16 protein-coding genes are annotated in these 18516 nt (G+C 61.2%); 9 read left to right on the top strand and 7 right to left on the bottom strand.

Annotation, left to right across the window (positions count from 1 at the left end):
- The first annotated feature begins 146 nt into the window (after positions 1-146).
- The 3 genes from hflX to ACQK2L_RS24120 are packed head-to-tail and all read left to right on the top strand — an operon-like array spanning position 147 to position 3000.
- On the top strand, positions 147-1493 hold the full coding sequence (hflX, locus tag ACQK2L_RS24130) for a GTPase HflX (protein WP_425399604.1): 1347 nt from the start codon (positions 147-149) through the stop codon (positions 1491-1493).
- Positions 1493-2293 carry an SDR family NAD(P)-dependent oxidoreductase gene (locus ACQK2L_RS24125; RefSeq protein WP_425399603.1) on the top strand — a complete coding sequence of 267 codons (801 nt, stop codon included), beginning with the start codon at positions 1493-1495 and terminating at the stop codon, positions 2291-2293. Before hflX ends, ACQK2L_RS24125 begins: the two co-directional genes overlap by 1 nt.
- Before the next feature lie 14 nt (positions 2294-2307).
- Positions 2308-3000: an RluA family pseudouridine synthase gene (locus ACQK2L_RS24120; protein ID WP_425399602.1), complete on the top strand. Its 693-nt coding sequence runs from the start codon at positions 2308-2310 to the stop codon at positions 2998-3000.
- A 10-nt stretch (positions 3001-3010) separates the two neighbouring features.
- On the opposite strand, the gene mntR is transcribed toward ACQK2L_RS24120, so the two are convergent.
- Positions 3011-3529, bottom strand: coding sequence for a manganese-binding transcriptional regulator MntR (gene mntR, locus ACQK2L_RS24115; protein WP_425399601.1), 519 nt, complete (start codon positions 3527-3529; stop codon positions 3011-3013).
- A gap of 60 nt (positions 3530-3589) precedes the next feature.
- Between mntR and ACQK2L_RS24110 the strand changes: the two genes are divergently transcribed.
- Together ACQK2L_RS24110 and ACQK2L_RS24105 are read left to right on the top strand one after the other, a co-directional pair.
- The gene (locus tag ACQK2L_RS24110) at positions 3590-4663 is read left to right on the top strand and encodes a DUF1559 domain-containing protein (RefSeq protein WP_425399600.1); all 1074 of its coding nucleotides are present in this window, start codon (positions 3590-3592) and stop codon (positions 4661-4663) included.
- Between the two features lies 1 nt (position 4664).
- Entirely contained in the window at positions 4665-4973 is a 309-nt protein-coding gene (locus ACQK2L_RS24105) for a hypothetical protein (RefSeq protein ID WP_425399599.1), read from the top strand.
- Positions 4974-5159: 186 nt separating this feature from the next.
- Here the strand turns inward: ACQK2L_RS24105 and ACQK2L_RS24100 are convergent, their stop codons facing one another.
- From ACQK2L_RS24100 to ACQK2L_RS24090, 3 genes are all read right to left on the bottom strand, one after another.
- Positions 5160-6692: a hypothetical protein gene (locus tag ACQK2L_RS24100; protein ID WP_425399598.1), complete on the bottom strand. Its 1533-nt coding sequence runs from the start codon at positions 6690-6692 to the stop codon at positions 5160-5162.
- Complete coding sequence (locus ACQK2L_RS24095) at positions 6682-7710, bottom strand: glycosyltransferase family 2 protein (protein WP_425399597.1); 1029 nt, start codon at positions 7708-7710, stop codon at positions 6682-6684. Before ACQK2L_RS24095 ends, ACQK2L_RS24100 begins: the two co-directional genes overlap by 11 nt.
- 102 nt (positions 7711-7812) lie before the next feature.
- A complete protein-coding gene (locus ACQK2L_RS24090; protein ID WP_425399596.1) occupies positions 7813-8805 on the bottom strand; it encodes a lysylphosphatidylglycerol synthase transmembrane domain-containing protein in 993 nt (330 codons plus the stop codon).
- Between the two features lie 251 nt (positions 8806-9056).
- Here ACQK2L_RS24090 and ACQK2L_RS24085 point away from each other — a divergent pair, with 251 nt between their 5' ends.
- Positions 9057-10697: a hypothetical protein gene (locus tag ACQK2L_RS24085; RefSeq protein WP_425399595.1), complete on the top strand. Its 1641-nt coding sequence runs from the start codon at positions 9057-9059 to the stop codon at positions 10695-10697.
- Here the strand turns inward: ACQK2L_RS24085 and ACQK2L_RS24080 are convergent.
- Positions 10694-11440, bottom strand: coding sequence for a YqjF family protein (locus tag ACQK2L_RS24080; RefSeq protein WP_425399594.1), 747 nt, complete (start codon positions 11438-11440; stop codon positions 10694-10696). The two genes, ACQK2L_RS24085 and ACQK2L_RS24080, sit on opposite strands and share 4 nt — an antisense overlap.
- Before the next feature lie 253 nt (positions 11441-11693).
- Between ACQK2L_RS24080 and ACQK2L_RS24075 the strand changes: the two genes are divergently transcribed.
- The 3 genes from ACQK2L_RS24075 (at position 11694) to ACQK2L_RS24065 (ending at position 17333) form a co-directional block, all read left to right on the top strand.
- Entirely contained in the window at positions 11694-12896 is a 1203-nt protein-coding gene (locus ACQK2L_RS24075) for a metallophosphoesterase family protein (protein ID WP_425399593.1), read from the top strand.
- A 73-nt stretch (positions 12897-12969) separates the two neighbouring features.
- The gene (locus ACQK2L_RS24070) at positions 12970-16410 is read left to right on the top strand and encodes an AAA family ATPase (RefSeq protein ID WP_425399592.1); all 3441 of its coding nucleotides are present in this window, start codon (positions 12970-12972) and stop codon (positions 16408-16410) included.
- A 137-nt stretch (positions 16411-16547) separates the two neighbouring features.
- Positions 16548-17333 (top strand): hypothetical protein, encoded by a 786-nt coding sequence (locus ACQK2L_RS24065; RefSeq protein WP_425399591.1) that lies wholly within the window; start codon positions 16548-16550, stop codon positions 17331-17333.
- An 11-nt stretch (positions 17334-17344) separates the two neighbouring features.
- Here the strand turns inward: ACQK2L_RS24065 and ACQK2L_RS24060 are convergent, their stop codons facing one another.
- Together ACQK2L_RS24060 and ACQK2L_RS24055 are read right to left on the bottom strand one after the other, a co-directional pair.
- Positions 17345-17896, bottom strand: a complete 552-nt coding sequence (locus ACQK2L_RS24060) for a hypothetical protein (RefSeq protein ID WP_425399590.1) — start codon at positions 17894-17896, stop codon at positions 17345-17347.
- 80 nt (positions 17897-17976) lie between these two features.
- A complete protein-coding gene (locus ACQK2L_RS24055) occupies positions 17977-18495 on the bottom strand; it encodes a hypothetical protein (RefSeq protein WP_425399589.1) in 519 nt (172 codons plus the stop codon).
- Positions 18496-18516 lie beyond the last annotated feature (21 nt).

Raw genomic sequence — 18516 nt, 5'->3', positions numbered from 1 at the left:
CGAATTCGCCGCCTCGCGCCCTTTGAAAACGACTGTAGGCAGTGCTGATGGGCGAGGTATAATAGAAATGTGCAGGGCGGGCGAGCCAATTGCGGCTCGGCATTTCCGCCCTTGGTCACTTTCCCCACATAGGAGCCCCGAACCAGTTGCCAACGGACATCGATCGCAAACAGGGAGTCGATAGCGAAACCGCAGTCCTCGTGGGTGTCGAACTCCCCGGAACCTCTCGCTCTGAAGAACCTCTTGAAGAACTTGCGGGCCTGGCCGAAACGGCCGGTGCCGAAGTGGTTGCCCGGCTTACGCAGCGTCGTGAAACGCCGGACAAGACCACCTATCTGGGCAAAGGCAAGCTCGATCAACTCACCCAGTTGGTCAAAGGCACCGAAGCCGACGTGGTGATCTTCGACAATGACCTCTCGCCCGCCCAGGTGCGCAACCTGGAGCAGTCGGTGGGGGTCAAAGTACTCGACCGCACCGAGTTGATCCTCGACATCTTCAGCACCCGCGCGCAAACGCACGAAGCCCGCCTGGCGGTGGAGCTTGCACAGTTGGAGTATGCGCTGCCCCGACTCAAGCGGATGTGGACTCACTTGTCGCGTCTGAAGATGGGCGTCGGCATGCGTGGTCCTGGTGAGAAGCAATTGGAGACCGACCGCCGATTAGTGGAGAAACGGATTGTCGACTTGCGTCGCGATCTGGACAAGATCCACAAACGCCGCGAACGCGAAGTGGAAGGTCGCCGCGATCATATGACCGTGTCGCTGGTTGGTTACACCAACGCTGGCAAGAGCACGCTGATGAATCGCATCACCGGCGCCGGCGTCTTGGCGCAGGACAAGCTGTTTGCGACGCTCGACACCCGCACGCGTCGCTGGAGCCTGCCCGGTTGGGGGCCCGTGTTGCTCTCCGATACAGTGGGCTTCATCCGCGAATTGCCTCACCGACTGATCGCCAGCTTTAAGGCCACCTTGGAAGAAGCACACCAGGCGGACTTGTTGCTGCATGTGGCCGACGCGAGTAACTCGGCGGTGCTCGACCAGGTTTCAGCCGTGTACGCGGTGCTGGAAGAGTTGGGCATCGAGCAGAAAGACACTCTGCTGGTGCTGAACAAAGTCGATCAGGTTGCCGAAGAAGCCGAGCTGACCAAGTTGCTCGACCGGTACCCTACGGCCATCCCTGTGAGCGCGGCCACCGGCGAGGGAGTCGACAAGCTCACTCGCGCGGTAAGCGAGGCCTTGAGCATCAACTTCGTGGACGCCGACATCGACTTTGCCATCGACAACGGCAAGCTCGCCGCTTATATCGCCAAGTATGGCGAGATCCTCAGCCGCACGCACGACGGAATGCGGACCACGATCCATTGCCGCATGCCGCGCAAGTACCTGGGACGCATCAACCGGAAGGATGCTGAAATCCGCGAGCGCTCGCCATCGGTAGCCCTGCCCGAAGGCCAGCAGGACTCACTACCAACCACGGTGGACGAAGTTGCCTGATGGCTCGCCGCGAACTGAAGGGATTGCGAGCGATTGTCACCGGCGCCTCGGGCGGCATTGGCCGCGCTGTGGCACTCGAACTGGCCCGCGCGGGCGTGCGTTGCATTCTGTTTGCTCGTCGCGCGGAGCGTTTGGACGAAGTCTGTCAGCAAGCGGAGCAACTGGGCTCGAAGGCCAGTGTGCTGGTTGGCGACGTGACCGACGCAGAGGCACGCAAAGCGTGTCTCGAGTTCGCGGAGCGTGAACTGAGTGGGCTCGACCTGCTGGTCAATAACGCCGGCATCAGTGCCAGCGGCGAGTTCGCCGGCGAGTCGTCCGAGGTGCAGCGGAAGATCTTCGAAGTCAACTTCTTCGCCGCTGCCGAATTCACTCGCGAAGCGATTCCTCTGTTGCGTCAAGGTCGCACGCCGATGATTGTGAACGTCGGTTCGATCCTGGGCCATCGAGGCATTCCCTACACCAGCGCCTACTGCGCCAGCAAGTTTGCAATCACCGGCTGGAGTCAGTCGCTGCGGGCGGAGCTTTCCACCGAAGGCATCGACGTGCTGCTGGTCTCGCCTGGCACCACCGAGTCGGAATTGGCCGACAACCTGGTCGAGCAGCGGATCAAGCTGCCGTGGTCGGGCATGAGGGGTGTCACCGCCGAGTATGTTGCCGAGGCCACCGTGAAGGCCATCTCACGCGGCGGCCACGAGATCGTGCCCAACTGGCGCGGCTGGTGGATGCTGTTCGCGCACCGTTTGTCGCCCGCCCTGGTGGACAGCGTCATGGCCAAGCTCGCCCGCAAAGCGAATCGTTGAAGGGGCGAGCCAGGATGAGTCAACCATTCAGCGTGATTTACGACGATGGCCCCTGCCTGGTGGTTAACAAGCCAGCGGGGCTGCTCACCCAGGCGCCGCGGGGCATCGACAGCCTGGAACTGGCGGTGAAAGACTTTTACCGCGAGCGGGAAGGCAAATCGCCCAGCGACAACATCTACCTTGGTATCATCCACCGACTCGACCGCCCCGTGACCGGCGCGATCGCCTTCGCCCGACACGTCCGCGCGGCGAAACGCATGGCCGACCAGTTTCAGAATCGCACGGTAAGCAAAACCTACTGGGCGCTGGTCGAAGGAAACGTCGAACCGGACGAAGGAACCTGGGTCGACTACCTGCACAAGCGGCACGGAATGGCCCAGGCGATCGTCGTCGAGGAGGACGACCCGCGTGGCAAGAAGGCCATCCTGCACTATCGGGTTCGCGGTCACGTGGAGCATGGCACGTGGCTGGAGATCGAACTCGAGACCGGTCGCACGCATCAAATTCGCGTGCAAAGTTCTTCGCGTGGCCACGCGGTGATTGGCGATTCGCAATATGGCTCGACTGTGAAGTTCGGCCCGGTGGTCGAAGACCTCCGCGAACAAGGCATCGCGCTGCATGCGCGACTATTGGGCTTCCGCCACCCGATGCGCGACGAGCAAGTGGTGGTCGAGGCGCCGCTGCCAGATTACTGGCCGGAGCTGTGATCGCGCGACGCTACTTTCCGCCATCCACGATCTTCTTAAAACACTTCAGCGTTTCTTTGCTCACGTGATGCTCGATCCCTTCGGCGTCGATGCGGGCCGTTTCGTCGCTCACGCCGATGGCGACGAGGAACTCGTACACCAAGTCGTGCCGGCGCTGGGAGTCACGGGCCAGGCGGCGGCCGCGGGCGGTGAGAGTGATGGGGCCGTAGGGGCGAGTGTCGACCAGGCCCTCTTCCTTCAGGCGGGCGATCGTCTTGGTGACCGTCACGTGGCTCACCGCGAACAGTCGGGCGAGGTCGGCCCCGCGGCACTCGCCGGAATCGGCTTCGATCTGGGCGACCGCCTCGACGTAGTCTTCGGCCGTTTCCGTGGCGTGATCGCGCCGGGTGCGGCGAAATTCGTTCGAAGCTCGTTTTTGCGACTGGGCCATATTCGACGGGGATGCCTGGTTCTCACCCCCCGAGGTGGGGTGTTTGCGGTGTTTTTCCAATGTATCCGGAATCAGGGTGGTTGACCAGCAGTTTAGCATCGGCTAAACTTCAGCAAAATTTAGCATAGGCTAAACCTCAGTCGACCGCGAGGTGCAAATATGTGGAATCGTTGTAGAAAGTGTGCGTCCGGCTTCACGTTGGTGGAACTGCTGGTGGTGATTGCCATCATGGGAATCCTGATCGCGCTGCTCTTGCCGGCCGTGCAGGCCGCTCGCGAAGCGGCGCGGCGTAACGCGTGCACCAACAACCTGAAACAGCTGGGGCTCGCGCTGCACAACTACGAGTCGGCAAAACGGCAGTTGCCACCGGGGTACAGTTCCAACTCGCTCGCCACGCCTGCTTCGCCGCTACGCGATCCCGAGACTTGGGACGCTCCGCCTGGCTGGGGATGGGGCGCTTTTCTGCTCGACCAGTTGGAGCAGGGCTCGATTGCCGCAGAGATTGACTACAAGCAGCCCATCTGGCACGCACAGCACACGGCGTACATCCAGCAGCAGCCGGCCGTCTTCCTTTGCCCCAGTTCCTCCGGCCCGCGCGATCCGTTCTTCGTGGCCGACTCGTCGGGCGATCCGCTTACCATTGCCGGCACCCAGGTGCTGGTCGGGCGGTCGCACTACGTGGCGAGTCATGGACAGGAGTCTTGTTGGGGCGAGTGCGGTGCTAGTTCGTCGGGCGTGATCTTCACCGACATCTACAACAGCGTAACCACCACCGTGGAGATCAACGGCGACGCGTCGCGCGTGGCCGATGGACCGTTCTACCGTGGCTCGAAGACTGAATTCCGCCAGGTGACCGATGGCCTGTCGAACACCATCTTCCTGGGCGAGCACAGTTCGCTGCTCAGCGACAAGACGTGGGTCGGCGTGGTGCCCGGGGCGTATACCCATCCGCGGTTCGAGTCGCCTGAAAACGGCCCCGATGCAGCGGCCACTTCCGTGCTGGTGCACGCCGGTCCGTCGGGTGGCGAGTTAGACATCACTGGCTTCCCCATCATTCATCCGGTGAACTTTCCCACCTATCACGTGGGGCAGATGTACGCCGAGCATCCCGGCGGCGGCAACGTGTGTCTGGGCGATGGTTCGGTGCGGTTCGTGACCGACGACGTCGACCTCATTCTGTGGGCGGAGTACTCCAGCATGAACGAAGGCGAAACTTCCAGGGAGCAGTTGTAGCATGCGCGCGAAATACTTCTTGACTCTCCCGTTGCTCGCCCTGCTGCTCGCGCCCGGCTGTGGCTATGGAGAGGTCAGCACCAAGGCGTACGAGTACTCCAAAGCGCTGTACTCCATCACCAATCGCCAAGCCGAGGGCAAACTGGACGAAGTTACCGCGCAGATTGCGCAAGCGGCAGACGATGGCCAACTATCGGACGCCGAGGCGGGGATGCTGCAAGCGATTGTCGACAAAGCAGTCAGCGGCGATTGGAAAGCGGCCAATCGCGATGCACGTGCGCTGATGGAAGCGCAGGTAAAGATGAAGTAGCCGATGCCGCTTCGGTGGACTTCAATGCTGTCGGCACGGCATGAGAATCAGACGCGGATGCGCGCGGATTTGGGCGGATATGCGCTGATTTGGAATGACTGTTGCAAACGAATCGGATCCGCGAACATCCGCCCAAATCTGCGACAATCCGCGTCTGATTTCTGAACTTCCAAGAGGGGCTCGCGACTAAAGCAAGCCGAAGTGTTCCATCGCGTTGTAGATCCACGGTTGCTGCCAAGGGTTCCAGGTGGGATAGCTCACCGACACTAGCGACAGGCACAGCAGCACTAGTGCGACTCCCCGCGCCCAGCGTTTACGGCTCATCCAGTCGACCGCCGGCAGTAGCACGGCCAGCCAGAACGGGGCGAGCCAGAACATCCAGCGAAAGCCGGACGTCATGCCGCCGTAGTTGCGGTCGTCCTGGTCGCGAAGCACGATGAAAAACACAAAACAGGTGAGCGTGAGGACAAAGGCCATGAGGGCCATTTCGCGCTCGATCCGGCCCTTAGCGGCCCAGATGCCCATTCCCACCAGCGTGAGCAACCACACTGGCGTGAGCGAGTACACGCCATGGTGACCGATCAGTACGTGCAGCGCGTAAACTCCCGGGTCGGGCTCGCCGATGTCGATGCCTTGACGGTTTTGCCAGTAGCTTTGAATGATGCGGCCGTCCTTTTCGTAGCTGTAGGTGTACCAGTCGTCGGCTGGGTCATCATCGCTGCGGTGCATGTAGGGGATCCGCAGACTGTCGTGGGCGATGTAGTTGGTCGTGAAGAACGCGGCCGCTACCAAAAGCACACCCGGCACACCCCAAATGAGAGTTCGCTTCCAATCGTGCACCAGGAGGATCACCCCTAACAGAGCAAGAAACGCCGCGGCTGGCAATTCATTGGCCGCGGTGAATGCCGCTGCCAGGCCGCACGCTAGGAAGTGCCAACCGCGCGGCTCGGGCCGACGGGCGATTTGCACAAAGAAGTAAATCGCCACCGCGGCACTCGTCGCACCGATGATGTGGTTGTTCAGCGTCGCGGCGAACGTGGTGAGCAGCGTGGCGAAGCAGGCCGTGGCCACCACGAAGATTCGCCCCCAGTCGGTCGTGCCGAGTTGCTCGGCCAGGGCGGCGATCACCACAAACAGCACGATCATCGCTGGCACATTGGTCAACAGCAGCATCAACCGCCCGACTTCGTAGGGATGCGTGCCGAGGTTCCAGCCGGTAATTTTTGTAATCAGCCAGTACTTGGGCGCCAGCATCGTGGCCAACAATGGCGGCTTGCTGGAGTAGTAGTGCCGCTCGCCGTCGCGGCCCAAGTGGCTGACCATGTCGATGGAGTCCCACCGCGGCTCGCGGAAAAAATTGTCGACCTCGTAGGTGCCTTCTTCCACCAGCGAACGCACCGTAAGCCAGCGACTGCGATCGTTCGCGCTAAGGAATGGTCGTTCCATGCCGAGCTTCTCTTCGAGCTCGGCCCGTTTTCGATCCATGCGGTCGGCAATGGTGGCTTCGTCGGCACCGGATGCTTCCTGCTGAGCACGGAACTGGTCCAGTCGCTGATTGATGCGCGATTGACTGAGCCTGGCGTAGTTCTCGGAGTTTACCGCCAGGATGCGGCCGGACATGTGGCCCACTGCAATCACGATGAGCAGTGCGTAGATCGAGCGGCGGAGCGCGGCGTGCGGATCGCCCGGCGTTGCGTCGGGCTGTTGTTCAGTGGTCATGCGTTTCGTGCGCGGGAGGCACCGGAGGAGTGTGCGGGCCGCCGGCCGGGGTCACTCGTTCTTCAGGCCCCGTGTAGGCGGAGATGGAGTACATGTCCGCTTTGCGAATCAGAAAGGCAGTGATCATTTCGCCCAGCAGTCCGACCGAAAGGAACTGGCCCCCGATCAGGAAGCTCGCCAGGGCGTAGTACAGTGCGGCCGTCTCGTGCAGGTGCACTTCGGGAATGTCAGTCCAAATGCGCGAGACGCACCACATCACGGCCAAGTAGCTCAAGATCACAAAGCCCACCAGGAAGGCGACCAGCCCGGTCGCGCCCAGCAAGTGTTGTGGTCGCTGGCCAAAGCCCGTGATGAACTTTACGGTGAACAGGTCGAGCAGGCCTTTGAAGATACGCATAAAGCCGTACTTCGAGTGGCCGAACTTTCGTGGCCGATGATTCACCGGCACTTCGCCCACTTTGAATCCTCGTGCGGACGCTAGCACCGGTACGAAGCGATGCAACTCGCCATAGATGCGTACTTCGTTGAACACTTCGCGGCGGTAGAGCTTAAAACCGCAGTTGTGATCGTGCAGCTTCACGCCGGTGAGCCAGCCGACGAGCTTGTTGAACACCTTGGAGGGGAGCGTCTTGTGCCATGGGTCCTGGCGATGGATCTTCCACCCGCTTACCACGTCGAAGCCCTCGTTAAGCTTCTTCAGCAGCAGCGGCAACTCGGCGGGGTCGTCCTGCAGGTCGGCGTCCATCGTCACGACGTAGGGATCTTCGGCCACATCGAACCCGGCGGTCAACGCGGCCGCCTTGCCGAAGTTGCGGCGGAAGCGAACGCCCAACAGGTTCGCGTCGTCGGCCGACAGCTTTTCGATTGTCTGCCAGGTGTCGTCCGTCGATCCGTCGTCGACCATCACGATTCGCAAGCGGTAGTCGTTGGCCGCCGCCACGTCGTGCAACTGTTGATGCAACTCGCGAAGGCTCTCCGCCTCGTTGAATGCCGGGATGACGACGGTGATTGGAGTCATTCGAGATTGCTCGAAGTGCATGCCACTGTAGCGAGATATCGAAAGGCCGCGTGGCGCCGCCTGAAGCACTCACGCTGCTCGCTAGTGGTCGGATGCAGTTTTTTAATGGGTATCGTTCGAGGTGGGTCGCTGTGAACGATACAGGCGGGAAGCTCCCAGTATAGCACAAGTGGCCCCCTCGGAGGAAACAGAAATCAGTCGCCACAATCCGGCGGCCAGCAGAGCAGTGGCTTTGGGCAGCGTGGGAGTGAGCAATTCCGCCTGCAGGACGTCGCGAACCACGGCCCCACCGGGGATGAGTGACAGAAAACCTGCCACGACCGGCAGCGTCACCGCTTCGATCCAGAGCGAAAGTTGGGAGAATGGCGAAACTGTAACGCTGGATACCGACTGCACTGCCGCCCACAAGCTCAAACCCAGCACGGTCCAGGCCACGGTGCTACAGGCCACGCCGGCGGCCGTGAGTCGCCAGGTGATGCCGGCCAGCGGATCCGAGTTGTCACCATTAGCCTGCTGCTTGGCCAAGACCCGACCGGCCAACTTGCGGGCGATGGGCGGCGTGATCGGCAGCCCGGCCAATAGCGCGAGCCCAACGGAGAGCCAGGCGTACTTTGCCGGCGCGTCGCCGCTTGCCACCAACAACAGCGCGGCGAGCACTGCGCCGGTGGCCATGAACGATAGTGTCTCGAGGAACACGCTGACCACGGTCGAGCGGGCGCGGCAACCCGCCTGCACCAGCGCGCCGGTCCGCAGCACGGCCACCATCGCCTTGCCCGGCACGTACTTGCCTAGGTGCCCAAGGTAGTAGCCCCGCACCACGGCCATCGCGGGCGGCTTCTCGCCCAAACGGTGCAGCGCCAGCCGCCAGAAAAAGGCCATCGGCGCGAGCCCCAGAATATACAGCCCGGCCGAAGCGGCCACCCAAGGCCAAGCGATGTCGATCTCGCTGGTAGCTAGCTGCTGCCACCCTTGCTGCACGGTGCCACCGGCGAACCAGAGCACCACGAACACCACCAGCAGCGTGACCGCCCACCGAACAAGCCGCATTGCCACTGGCGATCCGGTTAATCGTTCGATGATTCTGCGGGTGCTCATCGCTCTATGCTAGCACAGCGGAGGAGCTTGGGCCATTTGGTCATTTGTGATTCCGCATTGGTTATTTGGCTGCGTATTTCTCTAGGCCTAATCTGCGGCTTTCGTTAGAATCGACGTCTGATAGCAACCGTTGTATCGTCTGGCTGCGGCCGAAATGCCGTTGCCACTGGGAGTCTAGCCTTGCGGAAGGATCCGTTGTGCGGCGCGCCACGAGCGCGGCGTGCGTTCTTCTTGCGTGAGCAGTTTCCAGCATGACGCGCGTCGCGACACGCTGCGCCGACCTGTTCCTCTTACCTGCTTACTTCATCATGACTTCTCCTGCACTGTTGCTGTTAGTTCCTCTGCTGGGCGTGTCGTTTGGATACGAACCCTCCAGCGATGCGGAAGTTGGCTACGACTACACCGTGCAGGTGGAGCCGGAACTGCTGGAGCAGATGAAGGAGGGCAACGCCCAAGTCATTGAGTCGAATATTCCCCCCGAGGTTTCGCCGATTCGTCGCATTCGCGTGGTAGTGGGTACCGAGCCGTTGGCCAAGAAACTTCGACCTGGCGCGGTGTCTCGAACCACGTTCCGGCCCGAAGTGGAAGACGCAGGATCACCGAGCATTGATCTCTTGGCTCAAACCGGCCCGGCGGGTGGATTCGGCCGCAATGCCACCGGGTTCAATGGCTCCGTCACTCGAGGCGCGTCGCAGCCCAACCCCGCTGTGACCTCCGCTCCGGTGACCGTGCCGCCAGCTAATCCGAACCCCGCCAATCGATACGAAGCCAACCAGTACACGGGTGGCTCGTACACCGCGCCGCCAACCACACCCACGGTCACACGCAGCGCCATGCCCGACGCACAGTCGCAACTCGACGCAGGTTTTGAGGCGGCTCAGAACGGCTTCGACAACACTCGCAATGCAGTGCGCAACACGCTGAACGAAATGGGTGCCACTAGCGAGCGAGTGATCAACGACACCCGCCAGGCGATGGGCGACTTGATCGCTCCGCCCGACACGCGTTCGGCCAGCCCAGAGCGGTTTGTTGCTCCGACAACAGCCAACGCGCAGGATCAGTTTCGCAACACCACCGACGCCATGCGGAGCTCGATCGACCAGGCAACGGCCGCCAATCGCGGCATGGTGGACCGCTACGGCAACCCCATCAGCGGCATTGCCGGTTCCACTCCAGCACCTGGCTGGACGACCGATAGCGCGGGCAATCCACTGCAGGTGGCCGATCGCTCCGTGATGGTCAGCCGTGGCAACAATTCCGCGACGACAACCAACCGCATGACGGAAACCCAAGACGAGTACTGGGCGCGAATGCGGCAGGAGCAACGGCAACGCGAATTGCAGGCGCAATCCGCCTTGGCGGCGGAGCAACAGCGAACCGCCGCCATGGAAGGCCCGGGCTTTCCTGAGAAACGACAAATGGAGGCCTTGCCGGAAATCCCGTCGGGCACGACTACCGAACGCCCGACTGACTTGGTGCGCTCGATGGTGCCCCATGGTGGAACGGCTGAAGCTCATGGTCCTGAACCTACTGCCGCGCCCGCCATCACGGCCGCGAGCAATCGCGAAAGTTCCTTCAATGCGCCCTTCGAGAATAGTCGGGAAGCGGCTGGCAATACGGCTGCGACCGACAACAGCTCGCCTACTCGACAGATTGCTGAGCACCCCAACTACGACTTTGATAGCAATACCCAGAGGGCTGGCGTAGGCGATGCGGCCGTTGAAGTTGCCAAGAGTACCGGAGTGCCGGCGGCCGTGTGGGCGTGGGCCATCGCCATCGCTTCGGCGCTGGTGAACGCGTTCCAGTGGATCAACATGGTTGACCTGCGGAACAAGTACCGCGTGGCGCTGCGCCGCAGCTCGCCAAACTTTGCTCGCTCGATGGCGGCTTAAGGCGTCTTCGCTTTCGATAGCGGCCACAGTGCCACGTCGATCGACTTGGCGAAGTGCAGCACCGGTTGCGTGTCGGGCACGCGTAGGCCAAGTGGTTCGAGCATCGAGTTCTGCGTGATCTCCGCCTCGGCTTGCTGCAACGGCCATGGCTCGTGGTGGATCTCGCCACACCAGTACACGCCCGACTTCGAGCGGGCGAACAAGCAGTATCGCTCGGTGAGCCAATGTTCCAAACTGCCGTGCTGGGCGAGCGTCACCGGCACGATGGGGCGATACCGCGCGGCGAACGCTGCTGGCTGCGGTCCTCGCCGGGCGCTGTGGTACACGATCGCATCGCCATCGCTCGCGATGCGCATGTCGGCGTGATAGTACGGCAGGTGGAAGTACCGCCGCGCGCCCCACACGGCCAATCGGCTGGCAGCATCGAGACTGAAAAACCACACGCCGGGCTTGCCAGCCAGCTTCACGTAGGTTCGCACGTTGAGTTCCGGAAAGTGCGCAGCGGTCGGTATGCCCGGCAGGCCGCGGCGTTTGATCCGCATGTTGAACGGAACTACGCCAATCCAGGCGGTGCCTTCGTGCGTGTCGATTTCCAACTCATCGGGAATCAGCGGGCGGAGCGCATCGAGTTCGATTGGCCAGTGGGCGAATAGCAAATCGTACCACGCCTGCTGCCAGGTCCATGGCAGCTCGGGGATCGGCCAGGGGCGATGCTCGATACTCGTTAGATCGGGTAGATGCATAGGATAGGAAGCCTTGGCGTAATCGTAAGACTGCTTGCATTGTAGCCAATGGCTTGGCCCTTCGCGGCGGGCGTGGCCCGACGGCTATTTGGCGATTGGTGGATAGGTACGAAAAAAGCTAGCATCGCCGGCAATCTGAAGTTGGCCCGTTTCGCGAAACTGTGTAAATTGCGGGACAACTGGATCCCCATTGACGCAGGGAGGCGTTATGCAGCGGCCTGAGATTCGTCTCGTACATTCTAGCGACTGGCACTTGGAGTCCCCCCTGGCCGGGCTCCCCAGTCTGTCGGACGACCTGCGCGAACTGGCGCGCGACGCAGCCTACATGGCGGCCCAACAGGTTGTCGAAACCACGCTGGTCGAAGGCGCCGACGCTCTGTTGCTGTCTGGCGACATTGTCGACCTCGCCCGCAGCGGTCCACGAGCCATCGTGTTCTTGCAGGAACAGTTCGAACGACTCAACGCTCGCAACGTCGAGGTCTTCTGGGCCGGCGGTGTGGTCGATGGGCCGGACGAGTGGCCCGTCGTCGCCAAGCTGCCCGAGAACGTGCACCGCTTCGGCACCGGGCATGTGGAGAACATTGAACTGAAGCGCGACGGCAAAACGATTGCCCGCATTCAAGGTGTCAGCAGCGAAGACGATGGCAGCGTCGAAGCCAGTGGCTTCCATCGCGACGCCAACGGAGTATTCACCGCTGGCGTGGCCTACAGCACGAACGACTCGCCGGGCCGCGAAGGCGATCGCGTCCACTACATGGCGCTCGGCGGTCGGCATCGTCGAGCCACGGTGGATACGGAACCGGGCATCGCGCATTACGCGGGCACGCCGCAAGGCCGCTCGCCAGCCGAATCAGGCCCGTGTGGTTGCACGCTGGTGCACGTGGTGGATGGCAAGACGCATACCAAGTTCATCTCGACCGACATCATCCGCTGGGTTGACGAGTCGATCGAGGTCACCGCCAGCACCACGCTCGAACAACTCGAAGATCGCATGGACGAGCGACTCGACAAGCTCCGTCAAAAATCGCAAGGCACGGACTTGCTCGTCACGTTCCACATCCGCGGCACTGGGCCGCTGATCACACAACTCCGCCCCGGCACCGAGACCGACGCGTTGGTGACTCGGCTGCAACGACGTGCTGCCAAGCGATCGCCATTGTGCTGGACGGTGGGCGTTAATTGCTTGGCTCCCGCCACCGTGCCCGAAGAGTGGTACGACCAGGAGACCATCTTGGGCGACTACCTGCGACAGTTGGCCGAGTTCGAAGAGGACAGCCGCAAGTCGCTTGGCCTCGAACAGTTGCTGCCCGAGCCACTGGCCAGCAACTGGCTGAAGTCGGCCGCCAAGTTCGACAATTCCGATCATCGCACCGTGGTGCTGGAAAACGCCAAGAAACTGGGCATCGATTTACTTACCTCGCCTGAAGCTACCGGAGACCTGGTTACGTCCGATTGAGGATGCAACGTTCCGCAGCACCGGGCGCAGACGCTTCCGGCTCGCCAAACCCTCGACCCCCACCTTCCCCGCTATGCGTATAACTGACATCTCCGTCGACGGCTTTGGTGTTTGGCACGACCTCGATCTGCGTCGGCTGTCGCCCGAAGTCACCGTGTTCCATGGTTGGAACGAGGCCGGCAAGACCACGCTGATGCAGTTCCTGCGAAGCGTGCTGTACGGCGTGTCGGACGAGCGCCGTGCGGTGTACCTGCCGCCGGTGGACGGCGGCCGTCCTGGTGGTTCGTTGGGTGTGGTGACCGACGACGGACCGTTCCGCATCAACCGCTACGCCGACCGCAGCGACACCGACTACGGCCGCGTGACGATCGACATGCCCGATGGCGAGCAGCAGGGCGATCGACTGTTGCGCGAGGCGATTGAGCACGTCGACGAAGCCACGTTCAACAACGTGTTCGCGCTGGGGCTCGACGAAATCCAGCACCTCGGCACATTGGGTGGCAGCGCGGCCGCGCAATGGATCTACCGACTCACTTCGGGCCTCGACCGCATCATGCTGTACGACGTGATCGTCGGCCTGCGGTCGAGTCGCAAGAAGCTGCTGGACAGCGCGGACAACCGCTCGAAGATTTCGGGCCTGCTGGCCGACAAAGAACGACTCGAAGCCGAGATTGCCGAACTCGCCGGTCAAACGCGCACTTGGTGCCAGCGTGGTTTGGAGATCGACGAGATCGATCAGCAGGTGGCCACGCTCCGCGCCGAAGCTCGCGAGCGCGAGCGCCGTGCCCGCCGCGTCGAAGTGGCGATGAACATTCGCAAACAGTGGCTCAAACGCGACGAGACCGACGCCCGCATCAAGTCGCTCGCGGGGCTCTACCCGCTGGAAGCGAGTGCGATTGCCGATCTCGACGAACTGAACGATCGCATCGAGGAACACCAGCGTCAACGCGAGATCCACAAAGGCCAGCGGCATCAACTCCGCCAGGAGGCCGAGGACCTGGGCATTAACGAAGTGTTGGTTCGCAATTGCTGCCGCATCGAAGGCTTGGCCGAGCAGCAGGAGTGGCTCGAGTCGCTGGCCGCCCAGGGCGCCGAGTTCGAGGCCGAAGCGGACAAGCTCGCTTCGCGATTCGAAAGCGAGACCAGCCGGCTGGCGCAGCAGTGGTTTGGCGACAGCGAGCGACGGTTGGTGCTCTCCAAGGAACAACTGGAGAAGCTCGCTCCGCAGCGGATCGCCATGGAAGCGGCCGAAACGCAGCTCGAGATCGAGGAGCAAGAGTACGAAGCCCATCGCAACGAGGAGGAGAAGGTCGCCGCGCAACTTGCCACCGCGACCACTAGCAGCGAACGGCTGGGCCTGCCGACCAACCTGCAGGACGCCGGCGAGCTGGTTGCCAAGCTACGACAGCGGCTGAACGTGGAACAGAAGATCGAACAAACGCGTCGTAGCGGTGTGGAACTCGAGCAGCAGGCTCGAGAATTGCTGGATGGGCAAGTGATGCCCCTGCGCCTGTATGTGGCGTGGGGGGGATGTGTGTTCGGGGCGGCCGCGCTCTTGTTTGCATGGCTGATCACCGAGAGCCACCCCGAACTGGGACAGGCGGGAGGCTTGCTGACGATAATTAGTGTGTTGATCCCGGCCTTCCGGTGGGCCAATCAACAGAAAGCCGCCGACGAACTCGATGGCGTCGAGCGGCAACTGGAGGATCTGAATCGTCAGTTGATCGCGGCTCGCGCGGAGAAGGACGGACTGGAGGAGGAGCTGCCGGTAGCCGATGGCTCGATCGTGCTGCGTTTGCAAACGGCCGAGAAGCACCTGGCCGAACTGGAGGACATGCTGCCGGTCGAAAGCGAGCGTCGCCGTGCCACCGAAGCGAGCCGCAGCGCGAAGTCGACCTACGATGCTGCGAAGGCTCGCGTCGAAACGACTCGCCGCGACTGGCGTGGCTCGCTCAAGGCGCTGGGCCTGCCCGAGGCTCTTTCGCCCAAGGAACTCAATCTGCTGGCCGGGCAGTACGAGCAGCTCGCACAGCTTGAGCAGAAAGCCCTGAGCCGCGCCGACGACATGGCTCGTCGCCAACGCGAGTTTGACCGCGTGGTGACACGCATCGAGCGACTGGCCGAAGAGACCGGCCTGGTGATGGAAGACGCCGAGCCGCTGGAGCAGCTCGAGCACTTGCTAAGCGAGAGCCGCTTGCAGAAGGCCCACATCGAGCACCGCGACAAGCTCCGAGACCGGGCCAAGGAACTCAAAGCCGAAGAAGCCCGCCACGCCCGCGCCGCGATTGGTCTCACTCGCAAGCGCGATGCTCTGTTCCAGAAGGCAGGCGTCGAGCACGAAACCGCTTACCGCAAGCTGGCGGCCGACTTGGAAGAGCGAGCCAAGCTTGAAGGCGAGCGAAAGTCGCTCACCCGCGAGATCGCCGCGGCCATTGGCAACTTGGGCACAGAGGAAGACTTCGCTGGTTTCTTTGCTCCGGAAGTGGTCGGTACGCTCGACAAGCAGTGGGAATCGCTGACTGGCGAGCACGAGGCCACCGAGAAAGAACTCGACTCGCTACTCAAAGAGCGTGCCCAACTGGTCGAAAAGCAACGCGCGTTGACCGAAGACACAACGCTCTCGGAGAAGCAGATCGAGCTAGGCATCGTCGAAGCGAATCTCAACCGTGCCTTGGAAGCTTGGCGCGAGCGAGCCGTGGTGAGCCAGATGCTGGAGCGGGTGCGGCACGAGTACGAACTGCACCGGCAGCCTGAAACCTTGCAGGAAGCCACCGGCTACTTCCGCGAACTGACCGGCGGGCTTTACACGCGGGTGTGGACGCCGCTGGCGAACGATATTTTGTTCGTCGACCGCGAGGACGGCACGTCGCTGGCCGTCGAGTCGTTGAGTCGCGGCACCCGCGAGCAACTGTTCCTCAGTGTCCGCATGGCGCTGATCTCGATGTTTGCCCGCCGCGGCATTCAGCTGCCGATGATCCTGGACGACGTCTTGGTGAACTACGACGAACGCCGCGCCGCGGTGGCCGCCAAGGTGCTCACCGAGTTCGCCGCCGAAGGTCACCAATTGCTGGTGTTCACCTGCCACGAGCACATCCTGTCGATCTTCAAGAAACTCTCGGCCGATTGCCGCCGCCTGCCCAGCCGCTTCGGCGAGCAGTTCCAGGAAGAGGTCGAGGAGATCGTCGAGGAAGAAGTGATCGAGGAGGTCATTGAAGAGCTTGTCGTAGAAGAAGTGGTCGAGGAGCCAGAAGTCGAAGAAGTGGCCGAAGAGCCCGAACCGGAGCCGGAGCCCGAGCCCGACTACTACTACACAGCCACCATCGTGCCCCGCAAGAAACCCGAACCACAACAAGAGCCTGAACCGAAGGTCGAAGTGGAGTACGACTACGACATTGCCCCCCGCATTGAGCCGGTGGAGTACGACTGGGACCACGATGACCCCGACCACATCGAGCGCAGTGAACTCGACTCGCAGCCGATGGAAGCGCCGATGGTCTATACGCGGTGGGGGTAGAACGGTGAGCCGCAAGCATCGCCACCCAGAGGAGATTTAGGCCCAAATACTCCAAAAAGGCCCATTTGGGTTGCAGCGGTCCCGCGCTGTAATAAGACTGGCGGGAATACGCTGAAACTCAACTGTGGAGGGGACTGATGATCCGGCCTGGGGCTATTCTCAATATGTACATCGTTCTTATCGCCGTGGTAGCGATCTCTGTTACCAACTCGGCCACTGCGGCAGTGTTAGTGGCGCCAGATTCGCATTCATTACAGTCACAAGCTCGAGATGGCAATGTCCCGGAGGACAACGACTCTTTTGAAGACGTCGATACCATTACGGGCCTGGCGACTTTTTCTCAGTCGGCGAGCAACGGTGGCAGCAGCACAACCGCCGACTATGTCGTACTGAACGACGCAGACGGGTTGTATCTAGGAATAGACTTCTCGATGGTTCGAGCGGGGACCACGCAGAGCATGACCCAAGTTATCGGCGGACTCAACTTCACGGTTAAAGAGTCGACGCCGTACTCCATCGATGGGCTTCTCTCGACGACCACCAGCGATCCTCCAACCTACAATGGCTACAATCTGTACGCCCGCTTGACAGATAGCAATGGAACACTGTTCGAGAACTTACAGTCGGGTGGCAATCTGAGTTCAACGGAATACTTGCTGGGCGAGGAGGAAGGCAATTTCAGCAACACACTGGTCGGCAGTTCCACAGGAACGCTTGAGCCTGGAGAGGACTATTCGCTGGAGTACTACGCTCAAGTGATTCAGTTTAATACTGTCCGAAGCTCGGACACTGCCTACGGCAGCGGTTACTGGAAGATTCAGCTCGGCAGCAATTCGATTCCTGAACCGGCCTCCGTTTCGCTTGGCATAACGCTGCTAGGCGTCGCCTGTTTACGCTTGGCAATGCGAACGCGATTGAGTTAGCTCACGCAGAGCTAATCTGCTTGCTTGTCCAAGCTTCGTTTCTCGGCTACTGCCTGCTCGTAGTGTTCGCGCATTGAACGAGCGTAGTACGACTCCAACGCTTCGAGTTGCTCAAGGTCGAGGCGAGCTGCTTCGAGATCACCGGCATTCAAGTGCATCGCCATGCGGCCGTTCACGATTTCGTCGTCATTGGGATCGATCTGTAGTGCTGCGGACAAGTACTCGATCGTCTTGTCCATGTCCCCGTCGATTTCGCCATAGGCATTCCCCAGCAGCACGTAGGTATCGGGGTAGAAGGGGTTGAGTTCGATCGACTCGATCAGCAGTTCCCTGGCAATGCGATAAGTTGCTAGTTCCTCTTCGTTGTAAGTGAGCTCCGGTTCCTCTGGTTCGTCAGCGGAGAAGGCTAACTCCGAGGGAGGATGTTCTCCTGGGAACCAGGTCCGCATGCCACCTGACCAACGCGGTAGTGCCGACCTCAGCAAACGGCGAATCAGGAGCACCGCTTCGCGGTACTTTTCGAGCGCAAGTTTGGCTTCGTTCAGTGTGACTGCGGTCTTCATCGAGACTATCCCCGCTGGTGACCAATAGCCGGGCCGCCATGCGGTCCGATGATGACGCCAACGATTTCACCGTGGCAACGCTAGTTAGGTACTCCATAAGTTGAATTGAGCAGCGCGGACTCTAGTTCCGACTTTACCTCATCGGAAAGGTCCGTCGGGTAGATGACCGTGAGTTGAGCACAACCATTATCGGTTCCATAGGCGACGGTGCAAAACTGTTGCGGGTAGAGAGCGTTGAGACGGTTCCCTTTGACGAGGAGTGTCTTCCGATCATTCACCTCCCGTACATCCTTCTCAAGCAGTTCCATGTTCGCTGATAGCATGCGATCGGCAGAGAAGTCTTCGATTACGAATTCGAGCGACTGCTCTGGAGCATGAGCCATGGTGATACTGGCCCGCAGTTCCTCATGGTGAAAGAGCTTGTGCTCCTCGTTCCAGACAAACCCGTCTGGTGCCTTGAACGTAAAACGTGGTTCGTTGGACGTCTCATCAATCCCGATAACAGTGTTTGGCATCTCTTGAGACGGTGGCGTGTTCTTGCCGCAACCGGTTGCAATGCAAGCAACGAAAGCCAAGACAAATGACAGTGTTGAGCGCATCAATGTGACCCTTAACAGTGG

It is taken from the genome of Aeoliella sp. (genome assembly GCF_965227375.1).
Lineage (GTDB): Bacteria > Planctomycetota > Planctomycetia > Pirellulales > Lacipirellulaceae > Aeoliella.
The sequence above is the reverse complement of the archived record's forward strand: the minus strand, read 5'-3'. Positions and strand labels throughout refer to the sequence as shown.